The sequence below is a fragment of the Streptomyces sp. NBC_01142 genome, assembly GCF_026341125.1.
In the GTDB taxonomy this organism is placed as follows: domain Bacteria; phylum Actinomycetota; class Actinomycetes; order Streptomycetales; family Streptomycetaceae; genus Streptomyces.
This window is the reverse complement of sequence record NZ_JAPEOR010000002.1, coordinates 1,173,699-1,191,126: the sequence shown is the minus strand read 5'-3', so window position 1 is coordinate 1,191,126 and position 17,428 is coordinate 1,173,699. Positions and strand designations below refer to the sequence as shown.

13 protein-coding genes and 1 pseudogene are annotated in these 17,428 nt (G+C 70.8%); 6 read left to right on the top strand and 8 right to left on the bottom strand.

What is annotated here, in order from left to right:
- Positions 1–58: 58 nt before the first annotated feature.
- Positions 59–865 carry a site-2 protease family protein gene (locus OG883_RS22780; RefSeq protein ID WP_266543864.1) on the bottom strand — a complete coding sequence of 269 codons (807 nt, stop codon included), beginning with the start codon at positions 863–865 and terminating at the stop codon, positions 59–61.
- Positions 866–1,117: 252 nt separating this feature from the next.
- Between OG883_RS22780 and OG883_RS22775 the strand changes: the two genes are divergently transcribed.
- Positions 1,118–4,600, top strand: coding sequence for a BTAD domain-containing putative transcriptional regulator (locus tag OG883_RS22775; RefSeq protein ID WP_266543861.1), 3,483 nt, complete (start codon positions 1,118–1,120; stop codon positions 4,598–4,600).
- A 13-nt stretch (positions 4,601–4,613) separates the two neighbouring features.
- Here the strand turns inward: OG883_RS22775 and OG883_RS22770 are convergent, their stop codons facing one another.
- From OG883_RS22770 to panB, 4 genes are all read right to left on the bottom strand, one after another.
- Positions 4,614–5,444, bottom strand: a complete 831-nt coding sequence (locus OG883_RS22770; protein ID WP_266543859.1) for an ABC transporter permease — start codon at positions 5,442–5,444, stop codon at positions 4,614–4,616.
- Complete coding sequence (locus tag OG883_RS22765; RefSeq protein ID WP_266543856.1) at positions 5,441–6,445, bottom strand: ATP-binding cassette domain-containing protein; 1,005 nt, start codon at positions 6,443–6,445, stop codon at positions 5,441–5,443. Before OG883_RS22765 ends, OG883_RS22770 begins: the two co-directional genes overlap by 4 nt.
- A 197-nt stretch (positions 6,446–6,642) precedes the next feature.
- On the bottom strand, positions 6,643–7,014 hold the full coding sequence (locus OG883_RS22760; protein ID WP_266543853.1) for a cupin domain-containing protein: 372 nt from the start codon (positions 7,012–7,014) through the stop codon (positions 6,643–6,645).
- A 189-nt stretch (positions 7,015–7,203) separates the two neighbouring features.
- A complete protein-coding gene (gene panB, locus OG883_RS22755; RefSeq protein ID WP_266543851.1) occupies positions 7,204–8,067 on the bottom strand; it encodes a 3-methyl-2-oxobutanoate hydroxymethyltransferase in 864 nt (287 codons plus the stop codon).
- A gap of 161 nt (positions 8,068–8,228) precedes the next feature.
- On the opposite strand from panB, the gene OG883_RS22750 reads away from it, so the two are divergent.
- The 4 genes from OG883_RS22750 to OG883_RS22735 all read left to right on the top strand — a co-directional run bounded on the left by OG883_RS22750 (position 8,229) and on the right by OG883_RS22735 (position 13,290).
- Positions 8,229–9,827 carry an MFS transporter gene (locus OG883_RS22750; RefSeq protein WP_266543848.1) on the top strand — a complete coding sequence of 533 codons (1,599 nt, stop codon included), beginning with the start codon at positions 8,229–8,231 and terminating at the stop codon, positions 9,825–9,827.
- Positions 9,828–9,880: 53 nt separating this feature from the next.
- On the top strand, positions 9,881–10,522 hold the full coding sequence (locus OG883_RS22745) for a TetR/AcrR family transcriptional regulator (protein WP_266543845.1): 642 nt from the start codon (positions 9,881–9,883) through the stop codon (positions 10,520–10,522).
- Between the two features lie 230 nt (positions 10,523–10,752).
- Positions 10,753–11,778 (top strand): endonuclease/exonuclease/phosphatase family protein, encoded by a 1,026-nt coding sequence (locus tag OG883_RS22740; RefSeq protein WP_266543843.1) that lies wholly within the window; start codon positions 10,753–10,755, stop codon positions 11,776–11,778.
- 285 nt (positions 11,779–12,063) lie between these two features.
- Positions 12,064–13,290 (top strand): MFS transporter, encoded by a 1,227-nt coding sequence (locus tag OG883_RS22735; RefSeq protein WP_266543841.1) that lies wholly within the window; start codon positions 12,064–12,066, stop codon positions 13,288–13,290.
- Here the strand turns inward: OG883_RS22735 and OG883_RS22730 are convergent.
- From OG883_RS22730 to OG883_RS22720, 3 genes and pseudogenes are all read right to left on the bottom strand, one after another.
- Positions 13,259–15,016, bottom strand: coding sequence for an NAD+ synthase (locus OG883_RS22730; protein WP_266543838.1), 1,758 nt, complete (start codon positions 15,014–15,016; stop codon positions 13,259–13,261). The two genes, OG883_RS22735 and OG883_RS22730, sit on opposite strands and share 32 nt — an antisense overlap.
- A gap of 93 nt (positions 15,017–15,109) precedes the next feature.
- A complete protein-coding gene (locus OG883_RS22725; protein WP_266543835.1) occupies positions 15,110–15,979 on the bottom strand; it encodes a DUF4190 domain-containing protein in 870 nt (289 codons plus the stop codon).
- A gap of 153 nt (positions 15,980–16,132) precedes the next feature.
- Positions 16,133–16,317, bottom strand: a pseudogene (locus OG883_RS22720) (multicopper oxidase domain-containing protein); the annotation flags it as partial.
- 200 nt (positions 16,318–16,517) lie between these two features.
- Between OG883_RS22720 and OG883_RS22715 the strand changes: the two are divergent.
- Complete coding sequence (locus OG883_RS22715) at positions 16,518–17,387, top strand: alpha/beta fold hydrolase (protein WP_266543833.1); 870 nt, start codon at positions 16,518–16,520, stop codon at positions 17,385–17,387.
- Positions 17,388–17,428: the final 41 nt, after the last annotated feature.

Genomic DNA, 17,428 nt, shown 5'->3' with positions numbered 1-17,428 from the left:
CGCCACGGACACCCGTACCGCTGGCCACGGACACCCGTACCGCTGTCGGTACCGAGGTCTACTGGTTCGCGATCGACTGGCAGACCGGGTGGGTGTCCTCCCAGAAGCGGTAGTAGTTCAGCCCGCACGGGACGTCGTTCCCCGTCACTCCGAGGCCGCTCAGGATCCCGTGGATCGCGTCGAAGAACGCGTCGTTGACCTCCGGGATGAACAGGATGCCGAAGACGGCGAGCATCCCGAAGGGCGCGATCGGCTCGACCTGGCGGCGGATCCTGTACGAGAGCCAGGGCTCGATCACGCCGTAGCCGTCCAGGCCCGGGACCGGCAGGAAGTTCAGGATCGCGGCCGTGACCTGGAGCAGCGCGAGGAACGCGAGCGCGAAGCGGAACACCGGCGGCACGCCGTCCAGCGCGTCCAGCCAGAACGGCGCGGTGCACACGGCGGCGAACAGCGCGTTCGTCAGGGGCCCGGCGGCCGAGATCAGGCTGTGCTTCCAGCGTCCGCGGATGCGACCCCGCTCGATGAAGACCGCGCCGCCCGGCAGACCGATGCCGCCCATGATCACGAACACGACGGGGAGCACGATGCTCAGCAGTGCGTGGGTGTACTTGAGCGGATTGAGGGTCAAGTAGCCCTTCGCGCCGATGGAGATGTCGCCGCCGTGGAGCGCGGTGCGGGCGTGCGCGTACTCGTGCAGACAGAGCGAGACGATCCACGCCGAGGTGACGAAGAGGAACACGGCGAGGCCGGCGCTGGCCGAGAAGTCCGTCCATACCGCCCAGCCGGTCACCGCCATCACGGCGACGATCCCGAGGAAGACCGGACTGATCCTCCGGTCGCTGTGGCGGGAGGTGGCGGTGGTCATGGGTGCGGCTCCTGAAGGTCCTGAAGGGTGGGGCGGGGCGGGGCGGGGCGGGGACGTGCGGATAGACCGTACCGGTGACGCCGGGAGAACGTCCCGGGGGTGCGACGGGGTTCCTGCAGTTCGGATTCCGCCGCACGATTGGTTCCGCACGATTGGTTCCGCCTGATGGGTTCCGGCCGATCCGTTCCGGCCACCTGGTTCCTGCTGCGTGGCCCGGGTCGGCCCCCAGCGGACACCGGAGACAATGGGCGGGTGCACTTTTCCGTTCTCGGCACCACCCAGGTACTCCACGACGACGGCACACCCGTCGCGCTCGGCGGAGCGCGGCTGCGCGCGCTGCTGACCGTGCTGGCGCTGCGGGCGGGGCGTACGGTCCCGGTCGGCGTCCTGGTCGACGAGGTGTGGGACGGCGACCCGCCGACGGATGCGGTGGGCGCGGTGCAGGCGCTGGTCGGGCGGCTGAGGCGGGCGCTGGGGCACGCGGCGGTGGCCTCGGCGGACGGCGGCTACCGGCTGTGCGCGGACGGCGAGGACGTGGACCTGCGCCGTTTCGACCGCCTGGCGGGGGAGGGGGCGCGGGCCCACGAGCAGGGCGACGCGGTCAAGGCCGTGGCGCTCCTCGACGACGCCCTCGCGCTGTGGCGGGGGCCGGCCCTGGCTGATCTGCCCGACCGTACGGCCGAGGCGGCGCGCTGGGAGGCACGCCGCCTGGACGCCCGCCGCGGGCGCTGTGCGGCGGCGCTCGCGCTGCGCCGGGCGGAGGAGATCCTGCCGGAGCTCGTCGCGCTCTGCGGGGAGCACCCGCTGGACGAGCCGCTTCAGGTGCTGCGGATCCGCGCGCTGCGGGACGCGGGGCGGGCGGCGCAGGCGCTGGCGGCGTACGAGGAGGTGCGCACGGATTTCGCCGACCGGCTGGGCGCGGACCCGGGCCATGAACTGCGGGCGCTGTACGGTGAGTTGCTTTCCCCGGCATCGGTTCCTGTCCCGGCGCCTGTTCCTGTCCCGGCACCGGTCGCTGTCCCGGCCCCTGCTCCTGCTCCTGGCTCGCTCTTTGCCGAAGCCGACCGGCTGCCCCGCACCCCGCCGCCCCGCCGGGCGGCAACCGCGGCCCCGCACGGAAATCTGCGGGCGCGGCTGACCTCCTTCGTCGGGCGCGAGGCCGACATCGACGCCATCCACGGCGATCTCTCCGGGGCTCGCCTCGTCACTCTGCTCGGGCCCGGCGGGGCCGGGAAGACCCGGCTGTCGCAGGAGGCCGCCGAGCGTGCCGTGAGCGGTCCGCAGAGCCCGTGGCCCGACGGGGTCTGGCTGGCCGAACTCGCGCCTGTGGACGACCCGGAGAATGTGCCCGAGGCCGTTCTCACTGCCCTCGGCGCGCGCGAGACTGTGCTGCGCGGGGTCGGTGCGGAGGAGCTGCGCGCCGCCGAGAGACACGGTGACGACGTCCTCATACGGCTGGCCGAGCACTGCTCCCGGCGGCGCATGCTGCTGCTCCTCGACAACTGCGAGCATGTCGTCGGGGCCGCCGCGGCGCTGGCCGAGCGGCTGCTGGAGAGCTGCCCGGGCCTGACGGTGCTGGCGACCAGCCGCGAACCGCTGGGCGTGCCGGGCGAGTTGGTGCGCCCGGTGGACCCGCTGCCCGACCCGATGGCGCTGCGCCTCCTCGCGGAGAGGGGCGCGTCGGCCAGGCCGGGCTTCCGGATCGACGCGGACGAGGCCACCGCCGCGGCGGCCGCCGAGATCTGCCGTCGCCTCGACGGACTCCCTCTCGCGATCGAACTCGCCGCGGCCCGCCTGCGGATGCTCACCCCGCGCCAGATCGCCGACCGTCTCGACGACCGCTTCCGCCTGCTGACCAACGGGAGCCGCACCGTACTGCCGCGCCAGCAGACACTGCGCGCCGTCGTCGACTGGTCCTGGGGACTCCTCGAGGAACCCGAACGCGCGGTCCTGCGAAGGCTGTCGGTGTTCGCGGGAGGCTGCGACCTCCCGGCGGCCGAAGAGGTCTGCGCAACCCCGCAGGGACCGGCCGAGCCCGCGAGTGGCGCCCACGAGACAGAGCCGCCCACTCCGGGCCCGCCCGCTCCGGCCCCGCCGGCCCCCGTGGCCGTCGCCGCTCCCGACGTCGCCGGCGTCCTCGGGTCACTCATCGACAAGTCCCTCGTCGTCGCCGTGCCCACCTCCGACGGCCAGATGCGCTACCGGCTTCTGGAGACCGTCGCCGAGTACGCCGCCGAGCGGCTCGACGAGGCCCGCGAGCGCGTCGCCGTCGAGCACCGGCACCTTCTGCACTACCGGGAGCTGGCCCGCACCACCGACCCACTCCTGCGCGGGCACGGGCAGCGTGCCGCCCTCGAGCGGCTGCAGCTGGAGTACGAGAATCTGCGCACCGCCCTCCGCCGCGCCGTCGCCGCCCGCGACGAGCAGGAGGCACTCCACCTCGTCCTCTCGCTGACCTGGTACTGGCAGATGAAGGATCTGCGCACCGAGGCCCGGCACTGGGCCACCGCGGCGGGCGATCTCGGCCCCGACCCGTTCGCGCCGCCCGCCGAGCCCGCGCCACCGGTCTTCGAGCGCTTCACGGACGCGCCGCCGCCCATGTCGCCCGAACTGCTGCAAGAGGCCAGGCGTGGTGCGGCGCTGGTCCGCATGGTCCTCATGGGCTACGACATCGACGAGTGGATCTCACCGGAGAGGATGGAGAAGCTCCGCAGGGTCACCCAGATCTACCGGCCCGGGCTGCCGCAGACCTGCCGGCCCCCGGGATCGCACTGGTTCATCGCCGTTGTGATCACCGGAGACACCGAGCAGCTCCAGGAAATGCTGAACGGAACCGTCGACGCCTGCCGCGCATACGGATACGAGTGGGAGCTCGCCGTATCGCTCCAGGCGCGGGCCAACGTCCTCGCCAATCGCAGTGCGTGGGCCGGGGACGCGGCCGGCGACGCCGACGAGGCACTGGAAATCTTCACCCGGCTCGGCGATGCCTGGGGCGCGGCCGAGGCCCTGTCGGCGCGCGGCGAGGCGCGCGAGCGGAGTGGCGAGTACGAGCTGGCCGCGGCGGACTTCACGGCCGCCATCGGGTACGCGGAACAGATCGGGGCCCAGGCCCAGACCGCCGTGCTGCGCTCCCGCCTCGGCGGGAATCTGATGGAGACCGGCGAGGCCGAGCGCGGCGAGGCGCTGCTCCGCGAGGTGCTGGCCACGGGCACGAGTGCGGGGCACGAGTCGACGGCCATCGCTCGGCTGCTGCTCGCCATGTGGCTGGGCCGCACCGGCCGCAGCCAGGAGGCGCGCGCCGAGGTCGAGCTGCTGCTCGAGCAGTTCCGGTCCAGCGCCTTTGCGATCTTCGAGGGCATGGTGATCGGCTTCCTCGCCTGGCTGGACCTCCGGGACGGCCAGTACGAACTGTCGCTGGACCGGGTCCGTACGGCACTGGCAAAGGCGCAGGATCCGCTGACCCGGATGGTCGCGCCGCAGATGCCGTCCGTGTACATGGTGACCGCCGCCCAGGCGCTGGCCCTGGGACGCCCGGAGCGTGCGCGGGACGCGGCCCGGTTGCTCGGCACGTCCGACGCCCTGCTGCCGCGCGGCCACTTCGCGCCCCAGTACGAGCGGGAGAACAGAGCCGATGCAGAGGCGGCAGTGCGCGTCGCGCTCGACGCCGCGGCCTATGAGGCCGCATACACCGAGGGCGGCGGCCTCACCCCCGAGGAGGCCGCCGCCCTGGTCTGATCCTCCGTCAGGTTCAGCTTTTCTTGCGGAACTTGGCGACCGCGAGCGGTGCCGTGACAAGGGTGATCAGCGCCGCCCAGCCGAGCGTCATCCACACGGAGTGGGCAACCGGACCGCCGTTGACCAGATTCCGCGCCGCGTCCGCCAGATTGGAGAGCGGGTTGAAGTCGGTGAAGGTCTTCAGCCAGTCCGGCATCGACGACGGCGGCGTGAAGATCGAGGATCCGAACTGCAGCGGCATCAGCATCAGCATCGCCGTCCCCTGAACGGCCTGCGCCGTCTTCATGGCGAGCCCGAGCAGGATGAAGATCCACATCAGCGATGCGCCGAACACCAGCGAGATCCCGGCCGCCGCGAAGAGATGGAGAACAGAGGTCTTGATCTCCAGCCCGAGCAGAAAGCCCACGGCGAGCAGGATCGTCATGGCGATCGCCATCCGGCCGATCTCGACGACGACCTTCGCGATGAGGACGGACGACCGGGCGATGGGCATCGTCCGGAACCGGTCCATCACGCCTTTCCTGAAGTCGTCGTTGACGCCCGTCCCGACGGCCATGGCGATGTTCATGCTCATCATCGCCATCAGGCCGGGGACCAGATAGCTCACATAGAGGTCCTGCTTGCCCTTGCCGGAGATCGCGCCGCCGAAGACGTACACGAACAGCAGAGTGAAGACGATCGGCATCAGCACGACGTCGAGCATCGACTCCGGGTCCTTCTTGATCTGCATTGTGTTGCGCCGCACCAGCGCGCCGATGTGCCGCAGATTGGCCCGCAGCCCGATCCGTCCCTCCCCGGCGGGAGTGGCGGCGGAAGCGGGAGCGGAGAGTGTTGCCGCGCTCATGCCGCGACCTCCTCGGGGATCGTGTCGGTCAATGCGTCGCCGGCGGACGACTTCTCGCCGGTGATGGCCAGGAACACCTCGTCCAGGCTGGGCAGATGGGTGCCGATGTGTGCGATGCCGAAGCCGCGTCCGCCCAACAGTGCGACCACGGCCGTCAGTTGCTCGTCGCTGAGAATCGGCACATAGAGCATTCCGTCGTCCGGTTCGGCCCGTGCGCCCGCGATGCCGTCGAGACCCGCCTCGGCGACCGCCGCCGCCATCGCGGGCAGCTGCGCCGGATCGCTCGGCCGAATCTGCAGGGTGCGGCCGCCGACCTTCGCCTTCAGTTCGTCCACCTTGCCGTTGGCGATGACGCGGCCCCGGTCGATGACCGTGAGCTCGCTCGCCAGCTGCTCGGCCTCCTCCATGTACTGCGTGGTGAGCAGTACGGTCGCGCCCTCCGCGACCATGCGCTTCACCTCGGCCCAGACCTCGTTACGGGTCCGGGGATCGAGGCCCGTCGTCGGCTCGTCCAGATAGAGCACGGCCGGCTGTCCGATCAACGAGGCGGCCAGGTCCAGCCGGCGCCGCATACCGCCGGAGTACTGCATCGCGGGCCTCTTCGCGGCCTCGGTGAGCGAGAATCGCTCCAGCATCGCGTCAGCACGGCGGCGGGCGTCCTTGCGGGACAGGTCGAGCAGCCGCCCGATCATGTAGAGGTTCTCCCAGCCGGAGAGCTTCTCGTCGACGGAGGCGTACTGGCCGGTGAGGCCGATGGTGCGGCGCAGCTGGCGGGGCTGCTTCACCACGTCGTAGCCGGCCACCGTGGCGCGGCCGGCGTCCGGGACGATCAGGGTGGACAGGCAGCGTACGAGAGTGGTCTTGCCGGCGCCGTTGGGTCCGAGCACACCCAGGACGGTGCCTTCGCGGACATCCACATCCACGCCGTCCAGCGCTTTGGTCTCGCCGTAGTGCTTGACGAGGCCTCGTACCTCGACGGCGTTCTTGTCGATTCGGGTCATGCCGTCTACGGTGCCGGGACTCACCGACAGGCCGCCGACAAGCCGCCGACAGGTCCGTCTACAAGCTGTCGACAGGTCCGTCGGCGCCGCGGAAACGGCAGGTCAGCGCGGCAGATCAGTGCCGGTCGCTGCCGGTCGGTGCCGGTCGGTGCCGCGGGTGGGTACAGCGGGCCGGTACCGGCCGTCGGTTCGGCGGATCAGGAGCTCGCGGGCGTCGCGTACTCCCCGAAGCCGACCCAGTCGAGCGTGACGCAGGGCTCGTCGCCCAGCACCCATGCGTCGTGGCCGGGAGCGACGGCGATGAAGTCGCCGGGCCCCGCCTCCCTGGCCTCGCCGTCGTCCATGACGATCTTTATCCGGCCGCTGACGACGTAGCCCACATGAGAGGCCTGGCAGCTGTCGGTGCCGGCGATGGGCTTGACGTGCTTGGACCACTGCCAGCCCGGCTCGAAGACGGCACGGCCTACCGGCCCGTGTTCCGTGGTGAGAAGGTCGAGCCGGCCTTTGCCGTCCTCGAAGGGGCGCGTTTCGTCAGCGGAGTCGAAGTTCCTGCACAGGATCCCGGCCATGATCATCCGCCTCCCGGCGGGGGAGCGAGGGGCCCCGAGTCCACGTTCCAGGTTACGCCGCGGACCTTCCCGGGGCCGGAGGGCCGGAGGGACGGGGAAAGGCCGACAGCCCGCCGATGGGGGATGTCGGCGGGCTGTCGTTGGTGCCGGAGATGGTCGGTGGGTGGTCGCCGAGGGACCGCTGGGCGGTCAGTGGAAGGTGTGCTCCTCCTGCGGGAACGCACCGCCCACGACATCCTCGGCGAACTCGCGGGCGGCGTCGCCGAGCGTCTGGCGGAGGTTGGCGTACTGCTTGGTGAAGCGCGGCACCTTCCCGCCCGTCAGCCCGGCCATGTCGGTCCAGACGAGGACCTGCGCGTCCGTGTCGGGGCCGGCGCCGATGCCGATGGTCGGGATGTGCAGGCTGCGGGTGACCTCGGCGGCGACCTCCGCCGGCACGAGTTCCAGGACGACGGCGAACGCGCCCGCGTCCTGCGCCGCCTTGGCGTCACGGATCAGCCGGTGGGCGGCCTCGTCGCCGCGGCCCTGCACCCGGTAGCCCATGGTGTTGACGGACTGGGGGGTCAGACCGAGGTGCGACATGACCGGGATACCGGCCTGGACCAGCATCTCGGTCTGGCCGAGCGAGCGCTCGCCGCCCTCCAGCTTGACCGCGCCGACGCCCGCGTCCTTGACCAGCCGGGTGGCGTTGCGCAGGGCCTGGACGGGGCCTTCCTGGTACGAACCGAAGGGGAGGTCACCGACGACGAGGGCGCGCTTGGTGCCCCGTACGACGGCGGCGGAGAGCAGCGTCATCTCGTCCATCGTGACGGGCACGGTGGTCTCGTAGCCGAGATGGCAGTTGCCCATGGAATCGCCGACGAGCACGACCGGGATGCCGGCCTCGTCGAAGACGGACGCGATCATCGCGTCGTAGGCGGTGAGCATGGGCCACTTCTCGCCGCGCTCCTTGGCGGCGGCGATGTCGTGGACGGTGACACGGCGGGTTCCGGCGCCACCGCCGTACAGCGCCTTGCTGCTGTCGGAGGGCTTCTGGGCAGCCTGAAGCGTCATGGCTGAACGGCTCCTTCGTCATCTCGAGGCGCCCTGACGGCGTCCCCGGATCCCCTCCATGGTGGCACCTCGTGCCGTCCGGGCGGAAGAGGACCGGACTGTTCGGTATAGTTTTCCTATACGAGACGGTCTCGTATCGAAATATGACCAGGCTGGGGATCATGTCGACTCCGTCCGGCGCAGCTGCCACACCCCGCCTTCCCGAAGCGGTTCACCGCCGCCGCTGGGCGATCCTCACCGTCCTGATGCTCAGCCTGCTCATGACCGTGCTGGACAACTCGATCCTGAGTGTGGCGGTCAAGACGATCGCCACCCCCGCGCCCCACGGCATCGGCGCCACCCAGAGCGAGCTGGAGTGGGCGATCAATGCCTACACGCTGATCTTCGCCGCGCTGCTCTTCACCGCGGGCCTGCTCGGCGACCGCATCGGCCGCAAGAAGGTGCTGCTCTTCGGCACCCTCGTCTTCGGCGTCGGCTCGGCACTGGCCGCGTTCTCGACCTCGCCCGGCGAGCTCATCGCGTACCGCACGCTGATGGGCTTCGGCTCGGCCTTCGTGATGCCCGCCACCCTCGCCGTACTGATGAACGTCTTCGAGCGCGAGGAGCAGCCCAAGGCCATCGGCATCTGGACGGGCGGTGTGGGTGTGGGCGTCGCCATCGGCCCGATCACCGGCGGACTGCTCCTCGAGCACTTCTGGTGGGGCTCGATCTTCCTGGTCAACGTCCCGGTGGTGATCGTCACGCTGATCGCGATGGTGATTCTGGTCCCCGACTCCAGGGACCCGAAGCCGGGCCGTCTCGACCCCGTCGGCGTACTTCTGTCCGTCGTCGGCCTGCTCCTGCTGGTGTACGGAATCATCCGCGGCGGCGAACTCGCCGACTTCACCGCGGCGTCCGTACTGCTCCCGATGGCGGGCGGCCTCGCCGTACTCGTCGGCTTCGTCCTGCACGAGAAGCGCAGCGACCATCCGGCCATCGACATCTCGTACTTCAAGGAGCCGGCCTTCTCCGCCGCCGTCGCCGCCATCGCGCTGGTCTTCTTCGCGGTGACGGGCGTGACCTTCTTCTCCGCTTTCTATCTGCAGAGTGCACGCGGCTACAGCCCGCTCGAGGCCGGACTGCTCATCATGCCGCTGGCCGTGGCCCAGATGGTCTTCGCGCCGCGCGCCCGCAACTTCGTCGACCGCTTCGGTGTACGCGCGGTCTGTACGGCCGGGATGCTCCTGACCACGGGCGGCCTCGCCGCTTTCGCGCTCTTCGACGCCTCCACCCCACTGTGGGTGATCGAGGTGGTCTTCTTCGTCCAGGCCGCCGGAATGGCGAACATCACGACGCCGGCGACGGTCGCCGTGATGCAGGCGCTGCCCCGCGAGAAGGCCGGTTCCGGCTCCGCGGTCAGCAACACCTTCCGCCAGGTCGGCGGGGCGCTGGGCGTCGCTGTCCTCGGTTCGCTGCTGTCCACGCGGTACCGCAGAGAGATCGAGGGGTATCTCGAGGGGCTCCCCGGGACCGCCCGGGAGACCGCGGGGGAGTCGATCGAGGCGACGCTGGCGGCCGCGGAGAGACTCGGCCCGGCGGGCAGGGCGCTCGTCGGCCCGGCGCGCGAGGCGTTCCTCGATGCGATGCAACTGACGGCGCTCGGCGCCGCGGCCGTCGCGCTGCTCGGCGCGGTGGTGGTCGCGCTGTTCCTGCCGGGGAGGCCCAAGCAGGACCGGAAGGTCGAGGACTCCGAACGGGTGCCGAGCAGCGCCGAACGCTGAGGGGAGAGAATCGAACAGCGATGGCGACGGCGACGGCGAGAGGCGGAGCGGACGTGCCCCCGAAAGAGCAGGGCAGGGACGAGGGCAGGGACCAGCAGAAGGCGCAGCGGCGCGGCAGGCCCCGCAGCGAGGCCGCCGAGCGGTCGATCGTCGCCGCGGTGGTGCAGCTGCTCGAGGAGGGGGTACCCATACCGGACCTCGCCATCGAACGCATCGCCCGCACCGCCGGCGTCGGCAAGGCCACCATCTACCGCCGCTGGGAAGGTAAGGAGGCGCTCCTCCTCGACGTGGTCCGGTCGATGGAACCGGTGGACCCGCCGCTCCCCGGCACCTCCGTCCGCGACGATCTGGTCGCGATCGTCGAGTCACTGCGGCAGCGCGGTCTCGCCAAGCGCTCCTCCGCCCTCCTGCACAACGTCTTCGCGCAGATGCAGAGCTATCCCAAGCTCTGGGACATGTACCACCGCACCGCGGTACTGCCGCGCCGGCAGCGGATGGACGCAGTGCTGCGGCGCGGCATAGACAGCGGCGAGATCCGTTCCGATGTCGACTTCGACCTGCTGCACGATCTTTTCGTCGGCCCGATGCTCGTACGGACGGTGCTGCGGCCGGAGGGCACGCCGGGGGAGGGCGCCGCCGAGCGGATCGTCGACGCCGTACTGGAGGGCGTGCGCGCCCCGCTGACCGTCCTCTGACCGCCTGCTGACCGTGCGTCGGCCGGCCACGCCCCGCCGCCCCGCCGAACCGCCCGAAGTGTGCGGGTTCTGTCACAGCGTCCCCACCTGGCCCGATACCAGGAACCCTGCATGGCGTCCCGTCGTCATCGAAGCAGAACGGCCGTCCCATGACGGCGGAGTAACCACCGGTCATCGCCTAGGGTCGACGGCGAGGGCAGCGTGACAGCAAGGGCAGTGAGGACAGTTCTATGGCGCAGGCGGAAATGACGGAGACCGGGAACGGCGGCCCGGAGAACCGGCGCACCGGATCCGGGGTCCGGGGCCTGCTCGACCGCTGGCGCGGCGACCCGGGCATCTGGCGGCGCGGCATCGCCCTCGCGCTCTTCGCCGTACTGGTCGCACTGCTGATGATCTTCCACGCCCAGATCCCCAACCGGATCGGCAACTTGGGCAGCCTCACCGAGACCTTCCTGCCCTGGCTGGGCGTCTTCGTCCCGGTGATCCTCGTCGCGGCGCTGCTGCGGCGCTCGGCCACCGCGCTGATCGCCGTGCTGCTGCCGCTCATCGTCTGGCTCAATCTCTTCGGCGGGCTGCTCACCGGCAAGTCGGACTCCTCCGGTGGCAATCTGACCGTCGCCACGCACAACGTCAACGCCGACAACCCGGACCCGGCGGGCACGGCCGAGCAGGTGGTCGCCTCGGGCGCGGACGTACTGGCGCTGCAGGAGCTGCCCGGCGGTCAGGTGTCGACGTACGAACAGGCGCTGGCCGGGACGTACAAGTACCACTCGGTGCAGGGCACGGTCGGGCTGTGGAGCAAGTACCCGATGACCGACATCGCGCCCGTCGACATCCGGATGGGCTGGACGCGCGCCATGCGCTCCACGGTGACCACGCCCGAGGGTGAAGTCGCCGTGTACGTCGCCCACATGCCGTCCGTACGCGTCAAGCTCAACGCCGGCTTCACCGCCAATCAGCGCGACAACAGCGCGGACGCACTGGGCGAGGCGATCGCCCGCGAGCCGGTTCGCAAGGTCGTCCTGCTCGGCGACCTCAACGGCACGATGAACGACCGCTCGCTGAACGCCGTCACCTCCCAGATGCGCTCCACCCAGGGTGCGGCGGGTGACGGCTTCGGCTTCAGCTGGCCCGCGGCGTTCCCGATGGCCCGTATCGACCAGATCATGGTCAGGGGCGTCGAGCCGGCCTCCTCCTGGACGCTGCCGCGGACGGACAGCGACCACCTCCCGATCGCGGCACGCATCAGGATGTGATCTTCCCCGGGCCGAGGTGACCTTCCCCGGGCCGAGGCGATCTTCCCCGGGCCGAGGTGATCTTCCCCGGAGACGCGACCTTGCCTCCGGACCGAGGGGCAGGCCCCCAGTCCCGGAGCACTCTGCGGGCGTTGTCCTCGATTGCCGGACGGGCGCGCCTCGGGCCGGCCCCGTGCGTCGGGGGTGGAGCCCCAGTGATGTGACGGCAACCACCCGTTCATCCGCGGGAACATTCGGCGTGCGAGCATTTGTTTCGAAGGAGAACTAACTTCGGAAAGGCACTCCATGCCCCTCGCGCTGCTCGCGCTCGCCGTGTCCGCCTTCGGCATCGGCACCACCGAGTTCGTGATGATGGGCCTGCTGCCCAACGTCGCCGACGACCTCGGCACCTCCGTCCCCACCGCCGGACATCTGGTCTCGGCCTATGCGATCGGCGTCGTCATCGGCGCCCCGCTGCTCACCGCCCTCGGCTCCCGTATCCCGCGCAAGCGGATGCTCCTGCTCCTGATGGCGCTCTTCGTCGTCGGCAACCTCGCCTCCGCGCTCGCCCCCGGCTTCGGCTGGCTGATCGCCGGCCGGGTGCTCGCCGGGCTGCCGCACGGTGCCTTCTTCGGCGTCGGCGCGGTCGTCGCGGCGCGGCTGGTCGCGGACGGGCGGCAGGCACGAGCCGTGGCGACGATGTTCCTCGGCCTCACGGTCGCCAACATCATCGGCGTACCGGCCGCGACCCTGCTCGGCCAGCACCTCGGCTGGCGGGCCACCTTCCTCGTCGTCACCGTCATCGGACTGGTCGCGATGGCCGCGCTCGCCCGGCTCATTCCGTACGTACCCGTCGACGCGCACCAGAGCGTGGGACGCGAGCTGCGCGCGCTGGCCGGCCGGCAGGTGCTGCTCGGACTGCTCACCGCGGTCTTCGGCTTCGCCGGAGTCTTTGCGGTGTACTCCTACCTCGCCTCCATGACGACCGAGGTCATGGGCTTCGGCGAGCCCTCGGTGACTCTGGTCCTCGCCCTCTTCGGCATCGGCATGACACTGGGCGCACTGGCGGCCGGACCCCTGACCGACCGGGCGCTGCGCCCCACGCTGTACGGCTCGCTCGCCGCCCTCGCGCTGGTGCTGGTCGCCTTCCGCTTCACCGTGCACATCCCGTGGCTGGCCCTCGTCACGGTCGTGGTCCTGGGCGCGGTCGGCTTCATGACCACCACACCGCTGCAGATGCTGGTCATGAACAAGGCGCAGGACGCCCCCACCCTCGCCTCCGCCTCCAACCACTCGGCCTTCAACCTCGCCAACGCGGGCGGCGCCTGGCTCGGCGGCGCGGCCATCGCGGCGGGCTGGGGCTGGACATCCCCGGCCCTGGTCGGTGCGGTCCTCGCGGCCGCCGGTCTGGCGATCGCGGTGACGGCGGGACTGCTCGACCGTACGCAAACGGGGGCCTCCCGCGTGATTGCCGCGGGAAGCCCCCGTACGGAGCGGAGGATCAGCTCGTCGTCTCCCGCCAGCGGTTCGTGATCGGCAGCCGCCGGTCCTTGCCGAAACCCTTGGCCGAGATCTTGGTGCCCGGCGGGTACTGGCGCCGCTTGTACTCCGCCGTGTCCACCATGCGCAGCGTCTTCGCCACCAGCTCCTCGCCGAAGCCGGCCGCGACGATCGCGTCCTTGCCCTGGTCCCGGTCGACGTACAGCTCCAGAATCCGGTCCAGTACGTCGTAGTCCGGCAGGGAGTCGGTGTCGACCTGGCCGGGGTGCAGTTCCGCGCTGGGCGGCTTGGTGATGGAGGCCTCGGGGATCGGCGGGGTCTGGCCGCGCTCCTCGGCGGCGCGGTTGCGCCACTTCGCGAGGCGGAAGACCGTCGTCTTGTAGACGTCCTTGATCGGCCCGTACGCGCCGACGGAGTCGCCGTACAGCGTCGAGTACCCCACCGCCAGCTCGGACTTGTTGCCCGGCGCGAGCACGATGTGGCCCTCCTGGTTGGAGACGGCCATCAGCGTGGTGCCGCGCAGCCGCGACTGCAGGTTCTCCTCGGCGAGACCGGTCAGACCCAGCGAGGCCATGTACGCGTCGAACATCGGCTCGATCGGCACGGTGCGGAAGTTGAGCCCGGTACGGTCGGCCAGCTCGGCCGCGTCGCTCTTGGAGTGGTCGGACGAGTACTTCGACGGCATGGAGATGCCGTACACGTTCTGCGCGCCGAGGGCGTCGCAGGCGATCGCCGCGACCAGGGCCGAGTCGATGCCGCCGGAGAGTCCGATCAGCACGGACCGGAAGCCGTTCTTCGCGGCGTACGCGCGCAGGCCCACGACCAGCGCCGAGTAGACCTCCTCGTCGTCGTCGAGCCGGTCGGCGTAGCCGCCGGACAGCTCGGCGTCGTACGCGGGCAGCGGCTCCTCGGAGAGGACGACGCGCTCGATCCGCAGCCCGTCGTCGACCAGGCCCGTCGGCGGCTCGGCGGAGGCCGCGGGAAGCTCCAGGTCTAGGACGACGCTGCCCTCCGCGAACTGCGGGGCACGCGCCACGACTTCACCGTCGGCGCCGACGACGATCGAGTCACCGTCGAAGACCAGCTCGTCCTGCCCGCCGATCATGGCCAGGTACGCGGTGGTGCACCCGGCCTCCTGGGCGCGCTTGCGCACCAGTTCCAGGCGGGTGTCGTCCTTGTCCTGCTCGTACGGCGAGGCGTTGATGGAGATCAGCAGCCCGGCCCCGGCGGACCGGGTGGCCGGGACGCGGCCGCCGTCCTGCCAGAGGTCCTCGCAGATCGCGAGCGCGACGTCGACGCCGCGCACACGGATCACGGGCATGGTGTCACCGGGCACGAAGTAGCGGAACTCGTCGAAGACGCCGTAGTTGGGCAGATGATGCTTGGCGAAGGTCAGCACCACCGCGCCGCGGTGCAGGACGGCGGCCGCGTTCTGCGGCGACCCGGCGGGCTGCCCGTAGCGGGGCTGGGCCCGCTCGGAACGGTCGAGATAGCCGACGACGACCGGCAGCTCCCCGAACCCTTCGTCGTCCAGGCGCGCGGCGAGCGCACGCAGGGCTGCGCGGGACGCTTCCACGAAGGACGACCGCAGGGCCAGGTCCTCGACGGGGTAGCCGGTCAGCACCATCTCGGGGAAGGCGACAAGATGCGCCCCCTGCTCCGCGGAGTGCCGGGTCCAGTGCACGATCGCCTCGGCATTGCCGGCGAGATCGCCGACGGTCGAGTCGATCTGATTCAGGGCGAGGCGTAGTTGAGGCACGCGGCCCAGTGTAATCGTCTTTCTGACGCGATGTCCTGGTGCAGGGGTGTGGGGCGCCCCACTCCGGGGGCGCCCCGTGTCCGTGCGGGCCGGTTACTTGGCCGGGCCGGTCCAGATGGCGTCCTCGTACTCGAGCACCTCGGGCCCGAACTCGACCTGGAGCTCCTTGGCCGCGTCGGCGGGGACGGAGAAGGCGAACTGGCTCACGGCCTGCTTGCCGGGGAGCAGCTTCCCGGAGAACGGCCTCGTGGCCTGCTTGCCGTCGAAGATGCCCTCGCTCTCGGCGCCGTTGGCGTCCTTGGCGGTCGGCAGGGCGGTGCCGATGTCGATCGTCCTGTCGCTGCCGTTGACGATCGTGATCTTCAGCTGGACGGCGACGTTGCCGTCCTTGTGGCCGATGGCGAATTCGTCCGGCTTGTACGACGCGGGCTTGGCGATGGTGACCTTCACCCCGTCCTCGTACGCGTGGGTCTCACCGAACTTCAGCGGCTCGACGCTGTCGGAGCCGGAGTCGCCGGAGTCGTCAAACGGGTTGGAGCCGTCGGAGGGGGCGGTCTCCTCGGCGGCGCTGGAGGTGACCTCCTGCTTGTCGACCTCCTTCTTGATGTCGTCCGCGACGTCCTTGACGGCCAGTACGACGACGACCAGCCAGACGATCGCGAGCACGATCGAGAGGCCACCGAGGATGATGCCGGTGAGGGCCATCCCCTTGTTCGTCGCCTCGCCCTTTCGGGCGCGACCGTGACCGATCAGGCCGAATATGAGAGCCAATATGCCGAGAATTCCGGCAAGCCAGAACAGAAACGGGATGATGCCGAAGACGGCGCCGACGATGCCGGTGACCATGGCTGCTATGCCCAGGCCGTTTCTGGCCTGCGGCACAGGAGAGTAGGGCGCCCCTGGGTAGCTGGGTGGCGGGCTCCACTGGGGCGGCTGGCCCGGAGCGTTCGGGGGCATGGTCATTCTCTGTGTCCTTCATGGAGAGCGGGAGAATCGATTTACATTAACAGTGGTTTTTATGTGCTCTTTACGTGTGGAAGCCGACTTCAAATGGCACGAAAAGGAAGCCCTGAGATGGAATGTCCCAGGGCTCGTACCCCTCTCGGGGGGTGATGGTCAGCGGCGGTAGCCGAGGACGGTCATCATGCCCGTCTCCGCGTGGTAGACGCTGTGGCAGTGCGTCATCCACAGGCCGGGTTGCCCGCGTCGAGATCCACCGTCAGCTTGCGGTTCGGCAGGAGGATCGCGGTGTCCTTGCGGGCACCGCGTGCCACCTTCGTCAGAGCGAAGGTGTGGCCGTGCCCCCAGGAGGTGTCTTGCGGATCTCGCCGGGCTCGAACCGGCCGCCACGCACGGCCCTGGCAGTCGCCGCCGCCGCGTTCAGGGCGGGCCGCGGCACGTGGTCCCTGGGGCCGGGCAGCGGCTCCAAGTGCTGTTCGTGGCAGGCTGGTCGGCGGTGCTCGCGCTGTCCCCGGTGCGAGAGGGAAGAGGCGGAAAGCACATGACCTTCGTACGGGTGGGAGGCGTACCGCACCATGTGGTCGTCGAGGGCAGCGGTCCGGTCTGCGTACTGAGCTCCGGGCTCGCGATGAGCTGGTTCGACTGGGACCCCGTCGTGCCGCTGCTCACCCCGCACCGTACCGTCGTCCGCTTCGACCGGCCGGGACACGGGCTCAGCGGCCCCGCCGCCGTACCCCCGTCGGCCGCCGGGGAGGCCCACCGGATCGCGGGCGTACTCGACACGCTCGGCCTGGACGGGCCCGCGTCCGTCGTCGGGCACTCGATCGCCGGGTTCCACGCCGAGGCGTTCGCCCGCCTCCACCCCTCCCGCAGCGCGGCCGTCGTTCTGGTCGACTCCAGCATCGAGGAGCACGCGCGCGTGCCCGCCGCGCCCGCGGTTCGTACCGCCGTGTCACGCGGCGTCGGCACTGTGCTCAGCGCCGCCGGGATGCCCGCCGCGCTCGGGCCGCTCACCCGTCGCGCCGTGGTCCGCCTCTCCCGCACCGGCGGCGGCGACCCGGCCCCGGCCGCTCTCGTACGCCGCTGCTACGCCACCTCCCGGGTGCTGCAGGGAGCGCTGCTGGAGAACACCCACTACCGCGCGGTCGCCGCCGAACTCCTCGCCCTGCGCGAGCGCCACGCCCTGCCGGACGGCGTGCCGTTCACCGTGCTCGCCGCGGCGGGCGGGGTGGGCGGCACGCGCTGGGTGGAGCGGCAGCGCGCACTGGCCCGGCGGCTCGCCGCCCGCTTCGAGGCGGTCGAACCGTCGGGCCATCTGATGATGCTGGACTGCCCCGAGGTGGTGGCCGGTGCCGTCCTGGCGCAGCCGCGTCAGCTGCTCGCGCAGACCCCTGAGCCGCGGGGTGCATGATGTCTTCGGCGGTGGTGCGACCGTTGCAGGTGGACTGGATG

Bases quoted from the DNA above. Each gene is read 5' to 3' on its own strand.
- OG883_RS22750 (WP_266543848.1), top strand. From the start codon at position 8,229: ATGTCGACTCCGTCCGGCGCAGCTGCCACACCCCGCCTTCCCGAAGCG.
- OG883_RS22715 (WP_266543833.1), top strand. From the start codon at position 16,518: ATGACCTTCGTACGGGTGGGAGGCGTACCGCACCATGTGGTCGTCGAG.
- OG883_RS22760 (WP_266543853.1), bottom strand. From the start codon at position 7,014: ATGGCCGGGATCCTGTGCAGGAACTTCGACTCCGCTGACGAAACGCGC.
- OG883_RS22725 (WP_266543835.1), bottom strand. From the start codon at position 15,979: ATGACCATGCCCCCGAACGCTCCGGGCCAGCCGCCCCAGTGGAGCCCG.
- OG883_RS22770 (WP_266543859.1), bottom strand. From the start codon at position 5,444: ATGAGCGCGGCAACACTCTCCGCTCCCGCTTCCGCCGCCACTCCCGCC.
- OG883_RS22735 (WP_266543841.1), top strand. From the start codon at position 12,064: ATGCCCCTCGCGCTGCTCGCGCTCGCCGTGTCCGCCTTCGGCATCGGC.
- OG883_RS22765 (WP_266543856.1), bottom strand. From the start codon at position 6,445: ATGACCCGAATCGACAAGAACGCCGTCGAGGTACGAGGCCTCGTCAAG.
- OG883_RS22740 (WP_266543843.1), top strand. From the start codon at position 10,753: ATGGCGCAGGCGGAAATGACGGAGACCGGGAACGGCGGCCCGGAGAAC.
- panB (WP_266543851.1), bottom strand. From the start codon at position 8,067: ATGACGCTTCAGGCTGCCCAGAAGCCCTCCGACAGCAGCAAGGCGCTG.
- OG883_RS22780 (WP_266543864.1), bottom strand. From the start codon at position 865: ATGACCACCGCCACCTCCCGCCACAGCGACCGGAGGATCAGTCCGGTC.